The sequence below is a fragment of the Streptomyces sp. NPDC102462 genome, assembly GCF_044765425.1.
GTDB lineage: Bacteria > Actinomycetota > Actinomycetes > Streptomycetales > Streptomycetaceae > Streptomyces.
Genome location: NZ_JBIWKB010000007.1, coordinates 217693 through 232809 on the forward strand (window position 1 = coordinate 217693; position 15117 = coordinate 232809).

Genomic DNA, 15117 nt, shown 5'->3' on the forward strand with positions numbered 1-15117 from the left:
CCGCCGACCGGGGTGCAGACCATGGCCCGGGTGCGGCCGTCCACGCGCGCGTGCGCGCCTTTCGGGACACACGCGCGTGGAAGCCGGTCCGGCTACTCGGCCGCGTCCTCCAGCCAGCCGAAGCTCTTCTCCACGGCCTTGCGCCAGTTGCGGTACTCGCGGTCACGCACCGACGCCTCCATCGACGGCGTCCATTCCGCGTCCTTGCGCCAGTGCGACGTGAGTTCGTCGAGGTCGTTCCACACCCCGGTCGCCAGGCCCGCCGCGTAGGCCGCGCCGAGGCAGGTCGTCTCGGCGACCCTGGGCCGGATCACCGGCACTCCCAGCACATCGGCCTGGTGCTGCATGAGCAGGTTGTTGCGGGTCATGCCGCCGTCCACCTTCAGGGTGGTGATCCGCACGCCGGAGTCCTGGAACATGGCGTCCACGACCTCGCGCGTCTGCCAGCTCGTCGCCTCCAGCACCGCACGCGCCAGATGGGCCTTGGTGACGTACCCGGTCAGCCCGGTGACGACCCCGCGCGCGTCGGAGCGCCAGTAGGGGGCGAACAGGCCCGAGAAGGCGGGCACGATGTACGCGCCGCCGTTGTCCTCGACACTCGCCGCCAGCGGCTCGATCTCGTCGGCGCCGCGGATGATGCCGAGCTGGTCGCGGAACCACTGCACCAGCGCGCCCGTTATCGCTATGGACCCCTCCAGGCAGTACACCGGCGCCTCACCGCCGATCTTGTAGCCCATAGTCGTCAGCAGTCCGCTCTTGGACGGCACGGGCCGACTGCCGGTGTTGAGCAGCAGGAAGCTGCCGGTTCCGTAGGTGTTCTTCGCGGCGCCGACATCGTAGCACGCCTGCCCGAACACGGCTGCCTGCTGGTCGCCCAGCGCCGACGCGACGGGGACGCCGGCGAGTTGGCCGACGGCGGTCCCGTAGACCTCCGCGGACGATCTGATCTCCGGGAGCACCGCCTCGGGCACGTTCATCGCGGCGAGGATGGCCGCGTCCCACTGCAGGGTGTGCAGGTTCATGAGCATGGTGCGGCCCGCGTTCGTCACGTCGGTGACGTGCCGTCCGCCGTCGGTGCCGCCCGTCAGGTTCCAGATCAGCCAGGAGTCGACGGTGCCGAAGGCGATCTCGCCGCGCTCGGCGCGGCCCCTGAGCCCCGGCACGTTATCGAGCAGCCAGGCGACCTTGGGACCGGAGAAGTAGCTCGCCAGCGGCAGCCCGGTCTGCTCGCGGAAACGGTCCTGCCCGTCCGAGCCGCCCAGTTCGTTGCACAGGGCCGCCGTCCTCGTGTCCTGCCACACGATCGCGTTGTGCACGGGCTTGCCGGTCGCCCGGTCCCACAGGACCGTCGTCTCGCGCTGGTTGGTGATGCCGAGGGCGCTGAGCTGGTCGGCGCGCAGCCCCGCCCTGGCGAGGGCACCGGCGACCACGGCCTGCACCTTGGACCAGATCTCGGTGGCGTCGTGCTCCACCCAGCCGGGCTTGGGGAAGATCTGCCGGTGCTCGCGCTGGTCGACGGCGACGATCGCGCCGCCGTGGTCGAAGATGATGCAGCGGCTTGAGGTGGTGCCCTGGTCGATGGCGGCGACGTACGTCCCGGCGGTGTCCGTCATGGCTGTCCCTTGGTCGCTGGGTCAGAAGGCTGCGTTGTAGATGAGGCCCGCGAGCGCCCCGCCGATCAGCGGGCCGGCGACCGGGACCCAGGCGTACCCCCAGTCGGACGTGCCCTTGTTCGGGATCGGCAGGAAGGCGTGCACGATGCGCGGGCCGAGGTCGCGCGCCGGGTTGATCGCGTACCCGGTGGGCCCGCCGAGGGAGAGCCCGATGCCGACCACGAGCAGCGAGACGATCAGCACGGTGGTGCCGGACTCGCCGAGCCCCTTGGTCAGGCCGAAGGCCAGGACCGGCAGGACGAGCGCGATCGTCGCGATGATCTCCGTGATCAGGTTGGCCACCGGATTGCGGATCTCCGGAATGGTGGAGAAGATCCCGAGCGTCGGTGTCGGCTCGTCAGCCGAGTCCTCCGTGCGCACGTTGGCCTGGAACTGGGCCAGGTAGACGAGGTACGCGAGGACGGCGCCGAGCATCGCGCCGACCGTCTGGCCCAGCAGGTACACCCAGACCTTGTCCCATGTGCCGGTGTCGACGGCGATGCCGATGGTGACCGCGGGATTGAGCTGCCCGCCCGACAGGGGAGCCGCGGTGTAGGCGCCGGCCAGCACGCCGAATCCCCAGCCGAACGCGATCACCACCCACCCCGAGGCCCGCGCCTTGGAGTGTCTGAGGGTGACGGCGGCGCAGACACCGGCACCGAAAAGGACCAGGATCGCGGTGCCGATGATCTCGCCGACGAAAATGTCTGCATTGCTCATGGCGGCTCCTAGGCGCTGGCTTCCGGGGGATCTGCCCCGGCTCTCCGTGCGGGAACGGTTCCCTTGGCGACCTTCCGCCGAAGGCAGGGAGAGTCCCGCGCCCCGCCCGGCGGCCGTGACGAGCGTGCCGTCGCAGCCGAATCGCCTGTGTGGGGGAGCGGGTGGTGGCTCAGGACGTGCCCGCGCGGCGCAGTGCCTGATTGCGCCGAGAATGTGCGGCGATGTCGAGCGACACCGGGAAGTGTTCACCGCCGCCCGGGGAGCGTCAAGGTCGCCGACGGCAACGGTGACACCCACGCGCGTCTGCCCGCGCCCGGTCAACCGGCCGTGCAGGGGCGGCCGTTCAGTAGCGGGGCTCGACCGCCGCGTATCCCGCCTGGGTGGGCGGCGCGGCCGGGCCGTGCCGGATCTCGTACCCGGGCAGCCCCGCGCGCGCCAGCACCCAGCTCGCGCCGCTCAGTTCCTTCGCGGCCTTCTTCAGCGGGGCCAGGCAGGCCGCGGCCTGCCGGTGGTCGGCCACGCTGCCCGGTTGGCACACGACGGTCGCCAGGGACAGCGTGACGGGACGGCCGCCCGCCGACCACGGGGCGCTCAGCACGGCCGCGGCCAGCGGACCCAGGCCCTCCTCGTCGGCGAGTACCAGGAAGTCGTCGCCGCCGATGTGACCCACGCGCGTGTGCCCCGCCGTGGCCTGTTGCAGGGTCCGCCCCACGGCCCGGATCAGCTCGTCGCCGGCCGCGAAGCCGGCCCCGTCGTTGACCTGTTTGAAGTGATCGATGTCCAGCCAGCTCAGGGTGAAGCCACGCCCGCCGGCGATCCGCCGGTCCACCTCTCCTGTGATCGCGTCCGAACCCGGCAGCCGCGTCAGGGGATTGAGCCCGGCCGCCTCCTCGACCCGTGTCTCGGCCAGCGCCCGCACCAGGTCGGCGAGCCGGACGACGCCCACGCAGCGCCCGCGGTGGTCCACGACCGCCACGTCGTCCGAGGTACGGTCCCGGCCGCCCACCGCGACGACGTCCAGGACCTCCCAGGCGGTCGCGTCGACGCCGACCGTGCGCGGCGGGTCGCCCAGCTTGAACGCGGGCCGGTCGGCGTACAGGGCGTGCCCGTAGCGGCCCGACATCGACAACAGGAACCGTGAGCGGTGCACCGAGCGCACCGGGGCCCCGGACTGGTCCACCAGCAGCACCCCCGACACATCGGGCGACCCGGTCAGCAGCGCTCGGACCTGGCTCGCCGAGGCGGTCACCGGCAACAGCGCGGCGGGGCGCACGAACTCCCGCACCGTCGGCCCCGAGCGCGGCACGGGCGTGGTGTCCGGGAAGCGGGGCGGAACGTATACGTCCATGGTGGGAATCCGGGCCGGTGGTGCGAACAGCTCGCCCTGCGCCAGTTGCGCACCCGCCGACAGCGCCTCCGCGTGCTGCCGTTCGCTCTCCACGCCCTCGACCGCCAGCAGGGCGCCCAGATGCTCGCACAGCGTCCGCATGGCCCGCACCGCGGCCGGCCGGTCGAGCAGCGAGGCATCGAGCTTGACCAGATCGGGGGCGATGTCGGTGAGCAGCCTGAGCGGTACGTCGCCCTCCCCGATGCCGTCGGCACTGATCCGGAACCCCTGGCCGCGCAGCGCCGACAAAGCCTCCAGCAGCGCCCGCTGCGGCACGTGCGTGTACGGCGGGACGATGTCGAGGGTCACCTCCCACGGCAGGCGTCCCGCCCCGCGCACGGCGTCGTGCAGGGGCGTGAGGCCGCCGAGGTCGGCGAGTGTCGCGGCGAACACGTTGATGGGCAGGGGCACCAGCCGCTCCTGGCGAGCCGCCGCCCGGAAGGCCATCACGGCCAGTCTGCCGTCGAGTTCGGGGTCCCGACGGGCTTCGGCCAGGATGTCTCCGGTCTCCGGGCGGGCCAGCGTCTCCAGAGCGGCGACTCCGCCGGTGGCCAGGTTGACCACCGGCTGGAAGGCGAAGCGGAGAGCATCCGTCCAGGGGCGCACGGGAGCATGATGACGCCGCCGGCGCGCGCCCAGGCGCAGTTCATAAGACGTTCACGCAGCATTCCCGGTCGATCACAGAGCGTAGGACGCCCCTTGTGAGCCGCCGGACCCCGTGTCACCTCCGTCGCCGGTCAGCGCAGGGCGATCACCGAGGAGCCGTGCCCGAACAGCCCCTGGTTGGCGGTGATCCCCACGCGCGCTCCGCTGATCTGCCGCTCACCCGCGGCTCCTCGCAACTGCCAGGTCAGCTCGCAGACCTGGGCGATCGCCTGGGCGGGCACCGCCTCCCCGAAGGAGGCGAGTCCGCCGCTCGCGTTCACCGGTATGCGCCCGCCCGGGGTGGTCGCGCCCTCCCGGAGCAGCTTGGCCGCCTCGCCCTCGCCGCACAGCCCCAGATCCTCGTACCACTGCAACTCCAGGGCGGTGGAAAGGTCGTACACCTCCGCCAGGGACAGCTCCTCGGGGCCGATGCCCGCCTCCTCGTAGGCGGCCCGGGCGATCGACTCCCGGAACGTCCGCTCGGGTGGCCCGACCGCCGCCGCCGAGTCCGTGGCGATGTCCGGCAGGTCCAGCACGGAGTTGGGGTAGCAGGGCGTCACCGTGGACACCGCCCGGATCCGCACCGGTCTCGGCACCCCGTGCCGGTGCGCGAACTCCAGGCTGGACAGCACCAGCGCCGCGCCGCCGTCCGAGGTCGCGCAGATGTCGAGCAGCCGCAGCGGGTCGGCGACCACCGCGGAGCCGGCGACCTCCTCGGCCGTGACCCGGCTGCGGTAGCGCGCGTACGGATTCAGCGCGCCGCAGGCGGCGTTCTTCACCTTCACGAGGGCGAAGTCCTCCAGCGTGTCGCCGTGCACCGCCATCCGCCGCCGCGCGTACAGCCCGAAGTACGCCGGGTTGGTCGCCCCCAGCAGGCGGAAACGCAGCCAGTCGGGGTCGTCGGGCCGCTCGCCGCCGGCGGGCCGGAAGAAGCCCTTGGGCGCCGCGTCCGCGCCCACCACCAGCACCGCGTCCGCGAGCCCGGCGAGGATCTGCGCCCGCGCCGCGGCGATGGCCTGCGCGCCGGACGCGCACGCCGCGTACACGCTGGTGACCCGGGCCCCCTGCCAGCCCAGGGCCTTCGCGAACGTCGCCCCCGCGACCTGCCCCGGATAGCCGCCACGTACCGTGTTCGCGCCGACGACCGATGTGATGGCACGCCACTCCAGTCCGGCGTCCGCGAGCGCGGCGCGGGCCGCCACCACGCCGTACTCGACGAACCCGCGCCCCCACTTGCCCCAGGGGTGCAGGCCCACGCCGAGCACCGCCACGTCCGCCGTCATGCCCGCACCCCCGTCGGCCGCCAGTTCCAGGTCGTCCAGGTGGTCTCGGTGTCCTCGTGCAGCACGCCCGGGACGACCTCCACCTCCATGCCCACCGCCAGATCCGCGACGGTGATGCCGGGAGCCGCCTGTCCCAGCACCACGATCCGCTCGGACTCCAGCTCCACCGCGATCAACGCGTACGGCTCCCACGGAAGTTCCGTATTGCTCACATAGGGTGACGGAGGCCGATAGCGACTGTCCGTGTACGACCAGATGCGACCGCGCCGCGACAAGGGCGTTTCCACCAGGGTGCCGCCGGGGCAGCCGGGGTTGCGGCAGTGGGCGTCCTCGCGGGGGAAGAAGACCGCGGCGCAGGCCGAACAGCGCGTGCCCAGGAGCCGGAACGCGTCTCCCTCGCCTGTGAACCAGCCGGAGACCGCCGGTGTGCGTGTGCGCGACAAAGCCCCTCCAGACCTCGATCTGACGGTACGTCAGGAGTGTGGCACGAGCCCGGGCAGATGGGCAGGCCGCGCCCCGAACCGGGCGACTCCACCTGGAGGCGGCTTCCGGAAGACGTCCTTCCTGCGATCGGATACAGTCCGCGCGTGTCCGAATTCCAGCACTCAACCGCCAACTCCGAGCCGGACTCGCACTGTTCGAGCTGCGGAGCGCCCTACGGAGAGGGAGTCTCCGACTGGCCCCGCACCTGTGCGGCCTGCGGGGCCGTCGCCTACCGCAACCCCCTGCCGGTGGCGATCGCACTCCAGCCCGTGTACGACACGAAGGGCACCGCCCTCGTCGTCATCACCCGCACCGTCGCACCCGCGCGCGGAGGCATCGCGCTCCCCGGCGGCTACCTAGACGACCGGGAGGACTGGCGGCAGGCCGTCGTCCGCGAACTCAAGGAGGAGACGGGCATCGACGGAGCCGCCCGCGACGTACGGCTCATGGATGCGATGAGCTCGCCCGACGGGCACCTCCTGCTGTTCGGGCTGCTCCCGGAACGCCCCGCCGACGCGCTCCCGCCGTCCCGGACGACGGACGAGACGGAAGGCTGGCACCTGCTGCGCAGGCCCGAGGAACTGGCCTTCCCCCTGCACACCCTGGCCGTAAGGGCGTGGTTCGAGGGCCGGTACATATGAGCCCGGGGCTCACCCGAGCCCTCGTATGCGCACCGGGTGGGACGGCTCCCGCACGCCGTCCTCCCCGTCCCGCGTGACCACCACCCGACGCCCCTGCCAGCGGGCGACGTAGCGTTCGATCTCCGGTTCGTCCCAGCCGTCGCCCGCATCCGGCACCACCAGCCCGCCGCCTGTCCTGCCGCGGGCCGGCGCCCACACCTCCAGCTCAAGCCCGCCGTCCGCGCCCCGCACGGGCACGACGCCACCCGCGCGCGCGAGCACCGGAATCCGCGACAGCGGGGCCTCGACGAGCACCTGCGCGGGACCCTCGTACGCCCGCTCGGTGACCGTGTCGTACCAGCGCCCGCGCGGCAGCCGCACGGCACGCCGATCGGCGCCCGGGTCCAGCACCGGTGCCACCAGCAGACAGTCGCCCAGCAAGAACACGTCCTCACAGTCGCGCAGCGCCCGGTCCTCGGGCGCGCCCCACCACACAGGACGCACATAGGGCGCGCCCGTACGCCGGGCCAGATGCGCGAGCGTCACGAAGTACGGCAGCAGACGCCGGCGCTCCAGCAGCGCCGCACGCGCGTGCTCCAGCACCTCGGCACCGAACTCCCACGGCTCCCTGCGCCCCGCCCGCAGTCCCGCATGGGTCCGGAACAGCGGCAGGTACGCGCCGAGCTGGAACCAGCGCAGAAACAGCTCGGGCGACGGGGTCCCGTCAAAACCGCCCACGTCCGGTCCCGAGTACGGCACCCCGCACAGCCCGAGGCCCAGCACCAGGGACAGGGACGCCCGCAGCCCCGGCCAGCCGGTGGCCACGTCCCCGGACCATGTGCCCCCGTAGCGCTGCATTCCGGCCCAGCCGGAGCGCGAGAACAGGAACGGCCGCTCCCGGGGGCTCAGCTCGCGCAGCCCCCCGTGGGCCGCGTCCGCCATGCACAGCGCGTACACGTTGTGCGCCTGTCGGTGGTCGCCGTCGCGGCCCTCCAGGCAGTGCCGGGCCGAGCGCGGCAGCGTCGACTCCCCGAAGGCGTTGAACGACGTCGGCTCGTTCATGTCGTGCCAGAAGCCCGCGAAGCCCTGAGCCAGCCGTTCCTCGTACAGCCCGCCCCACCACTTGCGCACGCGCGCGTGCGTGAAATCCGGATAGACCGACTCGCCGGGCCACGACACGCCCCGCACCAGCCGTCCCGACGGGTCACGGACAAAGGCGTCCACGGCCGTCCCGCCGTCGTACACGGCGTTGCCCGCGGCGGCCTTCACCCCCGGGTCGACGACGGACACCAGCCGCACCCCCTCGCGCCGCAGGTCCTCGGCGAGCGCCGGCAGCTTCGGGAAGCGCTCCTGGTCGACCGTGAACACCTGGTGCTCGTCGTAGTGGTCGATGTCCAGGTGAACGGCGTCCAGTGGCAGCCCGCGCTCCCGATAGCCCGCGACGATCCGCCGCACCTCCTGTTCGCTGCCGAATCCCCACCGCGCGTGATGGTGCCCGAGCGCCCAGGCCGGCGGCAGCGCGGGCGCCCCCGTCAGCGAGGCCCACGCGTGCAGCACGCGCGCGGGGGTGCCCACCACCACCCAGCAGCGCAGCGGACCGCCGTCCATCCGCAGCTCGCACCTACCGGCCCGGTCATGGCCGGAGCCGGCGCCTTCCTCGCCCTCCCGCAGCGTCACCGTCCCGTCCCACGAACTGTCGTGGAAGACCAGATGCGTCGACGCGTCGGCGACCACCAACTGCACCGGCATGGTGATGTACAGCGGATCGTCGGCCCGGGAGAAGGCACGGCCGGGATCGGTGTTCCACAGCCGGTACGTCCCGTCGCGCAGCCGGGGCCCGGACGCGCGCCCGCCCAGACCGAAGAACCGCGCGTCGGCGGCCACCTCCGAACGCTGCATCCAGCGTGCCGGGCCCCCGCCCACCGGCTCCCACCACCGCGGCGGCAGATCACGGCGCAGCATGACGCCTCCGGGCGTGCACACCTCGATCGCCCCGTGCCGGGAGACCACCACCGTCACCCGCTCCGCCACGACCCGCCAGCCGCCGTCCGTGTCCGGCTCCAGCACCGCCCGCGGGTCCGGCTCGGGACAGCGCCCCGCGAGCGCGTACGACGGCTCGGGACCCGCCCCGTCCCAGCCCCAGAAGACGGCTCCGTTCACGGCGACGGTGATCCGCAACTCGGACCGAGTGAACCGGATCACACCGCCCCCGGGCCCGGGCTGCGCACCCAGCACCGGACCGGGCACCCGCGCACGCTCGGCGCCCCGCGGCGGCAACCCGACCGCGTCGGCACGCCTCCTGCGCCACGCCGCCCGCACGGTACGCAACCCCTGAGCCGCGCTCACCGAACCGACCAATCTCACCGAACGCACCAGGTCACGACCGTCCATGCTGCTCACCCTGCCATTGAGCGCCCCACCCGTGCGTGTCGTTCAACTGCCGTTCACCAGTGCTGGGACCACACCTTTACGACACGGACTATGTGGGGCACACCCTGGTGCAGAAGTCGATCACATGGCATCGTCCGTGTCAGCCCTGTCACGCGCACAATGCACCCCGTGCGCGAGCGACGCACACGCCGCGTACAGCCCGGGAGCCGCCCCATGTCGACCGCGAACCCCCTGCCGCTCTGGCAGCCAGAGCCGGAACGGATCGCCCAGGCACGCATCACCGCGTTCCAGTCCTGGGCGGCCGAACGGCACGGCGCCCCGGCCGAGGGCGGCTATCCCGCACTGCACCGCTGGTCCGTGGACCACCTGGACACCTTCTGGAAAGCCGTCACGGAGTGGTTCGACGTACGTTTCTCCACTCCTTACGCGCGCGTGCTCGGTGACCGCTCGATGCCCGGCGCACAGTGGTTCCCCGGGGCGACCCTGAACTACGCCGAGCACGCCCTGCGCGCCGCCACGGCACGCGCGGACGAACCCGCGCTCCTGCATGTGGACGAGACCCACGAACCACGCCCGGTCACCTGGACCGAGCTGCGCCGACAGGTCGGCTCCCTCGCCGCCGAGCTGCGCGCCCTCGGCGTACGCCCGGGCGATCGCGTCAGCGGCTACCTCCCGAACATCCCGCAGGCCGTCGTCGCACTCCTCGCCACGGCCGCCGTCGGCGCCGTCTGGACCTCCTGCGCCCCCGACTTCGGCGCACGCAGCGTCCTCGACCGCTTCCAACAGGTCGAACCGGTCGTCCTGTTCACCGTCGACGGCTACCGCTACGGCGGCAAGGAACACGACCGCCGCGACACCGTGGCCGAACTGCGCCGCGACCTGCCCACGCTGCGCGCCGTCGTCCACATCCCGCTCCTCGGCACCGACGCACCCGACGGCGCCCTGGACTGGTCGGCACTGACCGCGGCCGACGTGGAACCCGTCTTCGAACAGGTCCCCTTCGACCACCCCCTGTGGGTGCTGTACTCCTCCGGTACGACCGGCCTGCCCAAGGCCATCGTCCAGTCCCAGGGCGGCATCCTCGTCGAGCACCTGAAACAGCTCGGCCTGCACTGCGACCTGGGACCCGAGGACCGTTTCTTCTGGTACACCTCGACCGGCTGGATGATGTGGAACTTCCTCGTCTCCGGCCTGCTCACCGGCACCACGATCGTGCTGTACGACGGCAGCCCCGGACACCCGGACACCGGCGCCCAGTGGCGGATCGCCGAACGCACCGGCGCAACCCTCTACGGCACGTCCGCCGCATACGTCATGGCCTGCCGCAAGGCCGGCGTGCACCCCGCGCGCGACTTCGACCTCTCCCGGGTGCGGTGCGTCGCGACCACCGGGTCACCCCTGCCCCCCGACGGGTTCCGCTGGCTGCACGACGAGGTCCGCGACGACCTGTGGATCGCCTCCGTCAGCGGCGGCACGGACGTGTGCTCCTGCTTCGCCGGAGCCGTGCCGACGCTGCCCGTCCACACCGGCGAACTCCAGGCCCCCGGCCTCGGCACCGACCTGCAGTCCTGGGACCCGAGCGGCAAGCCCCTCATCGACGAGGTGGGCGAACTGGTGGTCACCAACCCCATGCCGTCGATGCCGATCCACTTCTGGAACGACCCCGACGGCAGCCGCTACCACGACAGCTACTTCGACACCTACCCGGGAGTCTGGCGCCACGGCGACTGGATCACCCTCACCTCGCGCGGCACCGTCGTCATCCACGGCCGATCCGACTCCACGCTGAACCGCCAGGGCGTCCGCATGGGCTCCGCCGACATCTACGAAGTCGTCGAACGCCTCCCCGACATCAAGGAATCCCTGGTCATCGGCATCGAGCAGCCGGACGGGGGCTACTGGATGCCGCTGTTCGTGCACCTGGCCCCGGGCGCCGCCCTGGACGACGACCTCCGCGACCGCGTCAAGCGGGCCATCCGCGAACAGCTCTCGCCGCGCCACGTCCCCGACGAGATCATCGAAGTCCCCGGCGTGCCGCACACACTCACCGGAAAGCGCATCGAGGTCCCGGTCAAGCGCCTCCTACAGGGCACGCCCCTGGAAAGAGCCGTCAACCCCGGCTCCGTCGACAACCTCGATCTGCTGAAGTTCTACGAGGCCCTGGCACACGACCGCGGCTGACCGACCGACGGAAAACCAGACAAAACCACTGACGCTCATCCTCTCCTCTTACCGGACCCGGCCCGCGCAGGCCCCCCGACAGCGGCCCCACGCCCGCAGAGCGCACTCGCGACATCGACCGCGGCCCGTTGTCAGTGCCGCCGATTACTGTGAGTGAGCATTGATCGACTGCACACAGGGGGAAACATGGCGCACACCGACCACCAGACCATGCGACGCGTCCTGCGCCGCGAGATCGCCGGCACCCTCGGCCTGCTGACCGACGAGCAGGACTTCCGGGCCATGCGGCGCTACCGCACCTTCGCCTTCGACGACCACACCGCCTACCTGCAACAGGTGGAAGCGCTCCTCAGGATCCGTGCCGCCCACGGCAACCTCACCACGGTCGCCCTGTTCGACCCCGAAGAATACGCCCGGTTCTGCGCGGACACCGGCCTCGAACCGGACGCCCCCGCGAGCCGCGCACGCTTCACCGCGGAACTCGCCGCCACGGGCGCCACCGTCCCCTACGAGGGACAGGACCTCACCGACCTCGTGCCCTCACTCGTCGACGCCGCGGTCCGGCAGGCCACCTGGGAATACGCCAGCACCGTCCTCGCCCGCCTCGGCCCCTGCGCCGTCTGCGGAGAAGACATCGGACGCGCGGCCTTCACCCGGGCCTCGGCCCTCCTCGTCCGCATCCTCGACACGGCCCCACCCGGCGACCACCACCTGGTCTGCAGCGTCTCTCGAACCTCGGAAACCCTCGTGTCCGTCCTCCACGCGGACCAGGACACGGCAGGCGCCACACGACTGGACGAGACAGAAGCCCTCGAATTCACCACGGTCCTGGCCCTGGGCATCGCCACACCCGGCCCCGGCGGGCTCGTCATGCGCACCAGCGCCCCCGGCAGTGCCGACCGCGTCTACGGCTGGCGGATCCGGCACAACGGCCTCGAACCACTCACCGCCGGGGAAGTCTTCGACGCCTACTGCACCGACGTGGAATCGGGTGACCTGATCTCCCCCGAATCAGGAGTCGACTACAGCGCGCCTCCCGACCTCGGAGACGACGACAGCACACCGGGCCACCACCACTGAACGCACCAGGGGCGCCCCGCGAGCGGAGCGCCCCTGGACAACCCCCGACGACCATCCGGGGTGACGCACTACTCCCCGGAGAGCACCGCCTGGGCCGCGGCGCGCGCCTCCTCGGCGCTGTCCGTCGCCCGAGCCGCCAACGCGGCCCGTTCGCACTGGGCCAGCGTGTACTTCGCCAGCGTCGCGCGGACATAGGGAATGGACGCCGCACCCATGGAGAGCGAGGTGACCCCCAGACCCGTCAGCACACAGGCCAAAAGCGGGTCCGACGCGGCCTCACCGCACACCCCGCAGCTCTTGCCCTCGGCCTTGGCCGCTTCCGCCGACAGCGCGACCAGGTCGAGCAGCGCGGGCTGCCACGGATCCTGCAACCGGGACACCGCCCCCACCTGACGGTCCGCGGCGAAGGTGTACTGCGCGAGGTCGTTGGTACCCAGCGACAGGAACTCGACCTCCTGGAGGATCGACCGGGCCCGCAGCGCGGCCGAGGGGATCTCCACCATGGCCCCGAACTTCGCCTGCAGCCCGGCCGCACGGCACGCGTCCGCGAACGCCCTGGCGTCGGCACGGTCGGCCACCATCGGAGCCATCACTTCGAGATGGACCGGCAGCCCCTCGGCGGCCCCGGCCAGCGCGGTCAGCTGCGTCCGCAGGATCTCGGGGTGGTCGAGCAGCGTCCGCAGACCTCGCACGCCCAGCGCCGGGTTCGGCTCGTCGGACGGCGTGAGGAAGTCCAGCGGCTTGTCCGCGCCCGCGTCGAGCACCCGTACGACCACCCGGCCTTCCGGGAAGGCCTCCAGCACCTGCCGGTAGGCCGCGGCCTGCTTCTCCTCGGAGGGCGCGGTCTTGCTGTCGTCGAGGAAAAGGAACTCGGTACGGAAAAGACCGACGCCCTCCGCACCCGCCTCCACGGCCGCCTGCACATCCGCCGGACCGCCCACGTTCGCCAGCAGAGGGACCTTGTGCCCGTCGGCCGTGGCACCCGGCCCGGTCGAGGCGGCCAGCGCGGCCCTGCGCGCCGCGGCCGCGGCCTCCAACTGCGCCTTCTTCTCCTCGCTCGGGTTCACGAAGATATCGCCGGTGCTTCCGTCGACCGCGATCAGCGTGCCCTCGGCAAGCTCGCCGGCACCCGGCAGCGCGACCACGGCCGGGACCCCGAGCGCCCGCGCGAGAATCGCGCTGTGACTGGTCGGCCCGCCCTCCTCGGTGACGAAACCGAGCACGAGGGCCGGGTCCAGCAGCGCCGTGTCGGCCGGCGCGAGATCGCGGGCGACCAGCACATACGGCTCGTCGCTGTCCGGGACACCCGGCATGGGCACCCCGAGCAGCCGGGCGACGATACGATTCCGCACGTCATCGAGGTCGGCCACCCGACCCGCGAGGTACTCACCGGCACCGGCCAGCAGCTCACGGTAAGCGGCGAAGGCGTCATAGACGGCACGCTCTGCTGTGCTGCCGACGGTGATACGGCGCTCCACATCCGCCATCAGCTCGGGGTCCTGGGCCATCATGGCCTGTGCCTCAAGCACAGCCTGGGCCTCACCCCCCGCCAGGTTGCCGCGCGCTATCAAGTCGGCTGCCACAGCTTCCACGGCCTGCCGGGCGCGCCCCTGTTCGCGCTCCGCCTCCTGCGCGGGAATCTGCTTGGCCGGTGGCTCCAGCACCGCCGTACCCATGTGCCGAACCTCGCCGATCGCCACACCGTGGCTCACGCCGACGCCTCGCAGCGTTGTCTCCATCTCACCCGTCTCCGATAGTGCGGCGGGCTTCGCCGCCGCGGTGGTTGTCCAACTCGCCGTCACCCGCCGGCGGCGTCACTTCCAGTCGAAGAGACTGTCGCCTGCCTTCACATCGCCGTCCTCGCGCAGGTCGGCGAGGGAGTCGGCCGTGGCCTCCAGTGCCACGACCGGGCAGATCGGGGACTTCCCGGCCGACTCGACGGCGGCGGGGTTCCAGCGCACGACGGCCTGCCCGCGGGTCACGGTGTCGCCCTTGTTGACAAGCAGCTCGAAGCCCCCCCCGTTGAGCTGCACGGTGTCGATACCCAGGTGCGTCAGCACGCCGTGCCCCTGCTCGTCCACGACGACGAAGGCGTGCGGGTGCAGCGAGACGATGACTCCTTCCACAGGAGCGACGGCCTCGCAGGGCTCGCGCACGGGGTCGACCGCGGTGCCCGGTCCCACCATGGCCCCGGAGAAGACCGGATCGGGCACGGACGCAAGGCCGATGGCGCGTCCTGCCAGAGGGGACAACACGGTGGTCATGGGAAGCCTCCCAGGGGTGGAGATCACTGATGGGCCGTCACTGGGGGTCCGGGACGGTGCACTGAGCAGCAGCGTATGTCATGGGAAGTGCGGGTTCCGCATGAAAGTTGCCGGGGCAGTGGTCTAGACCGGCAACGTAATAGATTTGCGTGCGGTTCACGGCCCCCTGTACAGTCGTACCCCTGCTTGAGACCGAGGACGCCGTCGGCGCTCTCACTCGGCAGAACCCATACTCGTCAGATCCTATCCCGGGATCTCCTTCTGCATGCCCGCAGGAGGGTGGTCAGGGAGACGGAAAAACACTGATAGAGTCTGGAACACCGAAGGGAAGCGCCCGGAGGAAAGCCCGAGAGGGTGAGTACGAAGGAAGCGTCCGTTCCTTGAGAACTCAACAGCGTGCCAAAAGTCAAC

11 protein-coding genes are annotated in these 15117 nt (G+C 71.7%); 3 read left to right on the top strand and 8 right to left on the bottom strand.

The annotated features are described in order from the left end of the window. Window positions 1–92 precede the first annotated feature (92 nt). The 5 genes from glpK to ACIRFL_RS09295 form a co-directional block, all read right to left on the bottom strand. Entirely contained in the window at window positions 93–1613 is a 1521-nt protein-coding gene (gene glpK / locus ACIRFL_RS09275; RefSeq protein ID WP_404025709.1) for a glycerol kinase GlpK, read from the bottom strand. Window positions 1614–1634: 21 nt separating this feature from the next. Continuing rightward, complete coding sequence (locus ACIRFL_RS09280) at window positions 1635–2372, bottom strand: MIP/aquaporin family protein (RefSeq protein ID WP_404025712.1); 738 nt, start codon at window positions 2370–2372, stop codon at window positions 1635–1637. Window positions 2373–2715: 343 nt separating this feature from the next. Further along, window positions 2716–4365 carry an EAL domain-containing protein gene (locus tag ACIRFL_RS09285; protein WP_404025714.1) on the bottom strand — a complete coding sequence of 550 codons (1650 nt, stop codon included), beginning with the start codon at window positions 4363–4365 and terminating at the stop codon, window positions 2716–2718. Between the two features lie 131 nt (window positions 4366–4496). Next, window positions 4497–5687: a lipid-transfer protein gene (locus tag ACIRFL_RS09290; RefSeq protein ID WP_404025717.1), complete on the bottom strand. Its 1191-nt coding sequence runs from the start codon at window positions 5685–5687 to the stop codon at window positions 4497–4499. Next, window positions 5684–6130, bottom strand: coding sequence for a Zn-ribbon domain-containing OB-fold protein (locus tag ACIRFL_RS09295; protein WP_404025720.1), 447 nt, complete (start codon window positions 6128–6130; stop codon window positions 5684–5686). Before ACIRFL_RS09295 ends, ACIRFL_RS09290 begins: the two co-directional genes overlap by 4 nt. Window positions 6131–6274: 144 nt before the next feature. Here ACIRFL_RS09295 and ACIRFL_RS09300 point away from each other — a divergent pair, with 144 nt between their 5' ends. After that, complete coding sequence (locus tag ACIRFL_RS09300; RefSeq protein ID WP_404025722.1) at window positions 6275–6811, top strand: NUDIX domain-containing protein; 537 nt, start codon at window positions 6275–6277, stop codon at window positions 6809–6811. 9 nt (window positions 6812–6820) lie between these two features. Here ACIRFL_RS09300 and ACIRFL_RS09305 read toward each other — a convergent pair whose 3' ends face one another. Next, the gene (locus ACIRFL_RS09305) at window positions 6821–9181 is read right to left on the bottom strand and encodes a glycoside hydrolase family 31 protein (RefSeq protein ID WP_404025725.1); all 2361 of its coding nucleotides are present in this window, start codon (window positions 9179–9181) and stop codon (window positions 6821–6823) included. Window positions 9182–9394: 213 nt separating this feature from the next. Between ACIRFL_RS09305 and ACIRFL_RS09310 the strand changes: the two genes are divergently transcribed. Together ACIRFL_RS09310 and ACIRFL_RS09315 are read left to right on the top strand one after the other, a co-directional pair. Continuing rightward, entirely contained in the window at window positions 9395–11362 is a 1968-nt protein-coding gene (locus ACIRFL_RS09310; protein ID WP_404025726.1) for an acetoacetate--CoA ligase, read from the top strand. 186 nt (window positions 11363–11548) lie between these two features. Then, window positions 11549–12442, top strand: a complete 894-nt coding sequence (locus ACIRFL_RS09315) for a hypothetical protein (protein ID WP_404025729.1) — start codon at window positions 11549–11551, stop codon at window positions 12440–12442. A 68-nt stretch (window positions 12443–12510) separates the two neighbouring features. Here ACIRFL_RS09315 and ptsP read toward each other — a convergent pair whose 3' ends face one another. After that, window positions 12511–14181, bottom strand: coding sequence for a phosphoenolpyruvate--protein phosphotransferase (gene ptsP / locus ACIRFL_RS09320; RefSeq protein WP_404025731.1), 1671 nt, complete (start codon window positions 14179–14181; stop codon window positions 12511–12513). A 75-nt stretch (window positions 14182–14256) separates the two neighbouring features. Beyond that, window positions 14257–14706, bottom strand: coding sequence for a PTS glucose transporter subunit IIA (locus ACIRFL_RS09325; RefSeq protein ID WP_404025733.1), 450 nt, complete (start codon window positions 14704–14706; stop codon window positions 14257–14259). Window positions 14707–15117: the final 411 nt, after the last annotated feature.

What these genes read in the sequence shown, in the direction of transcription:
- ACIRFL_RS09325 (WP_404025733.1), bottom strand. Translation starts at nt 14,706, where the DNA reads ATGACCACCGTGTTGTCCCCTCTGGCAGGACGCGCCATCGGCCTTGCG.
- ACIRFL_RS09290 (WP_404025717.1), bottom strand. Translation starts at nt 5,687, where the DNA reads ATGACGGCGGACGTGGCGGTGCTCGGCGTGGGCCTGCACCCCTGGGGC.
- ACIRFL_RS09310 (WP_404025726.1), top strand. Translation starts at nt 9,395, where the DNA reads ATGTCGACCGCGAACCCCCTGCCGCTCTGGCAGCCAGAGCCGGAACGG.
- ptsP (WP_404025731.1), bottom strand. Translation starts at nt 14,181, where the DNA reads ATGGAGACAACGCTGCGAGGCGTCGGCGTGAGCCACGGTGTGGCGATC.
- ACIRFL_RS09280 (WP_404025712.1), bottom strand. Translation starts at nt 2,372, where the DNA reads ATGAGCAATGCAGACATTTTCGTCGGCGAGATCATCGGCACCGCGATC.
- glpK (WP_404025709.1), bottom strand. Translation starts at nt 1,613, where the DNA reads ATGACGGACACCGCCGGGACGTACGTCGCCGCCATCGACCAGGGCACC.
- ACIRFL_RS09315 (WP_404025729.1), top strand. Translation starts at nt 11,549, where the DNA reads ATGGCGCACACCGACCACCAGACCATGCGACGCGTCCTGCGCCGCGAG.
- ACIRFL_RS09305 (WP_404025725.1), bottom strand. Translation starts at nt 9,181, where the DNA reads ATGGACGGTCGTGACCTGGTGCGTTCGGTGAGATTGGTCGGTTCGGTG.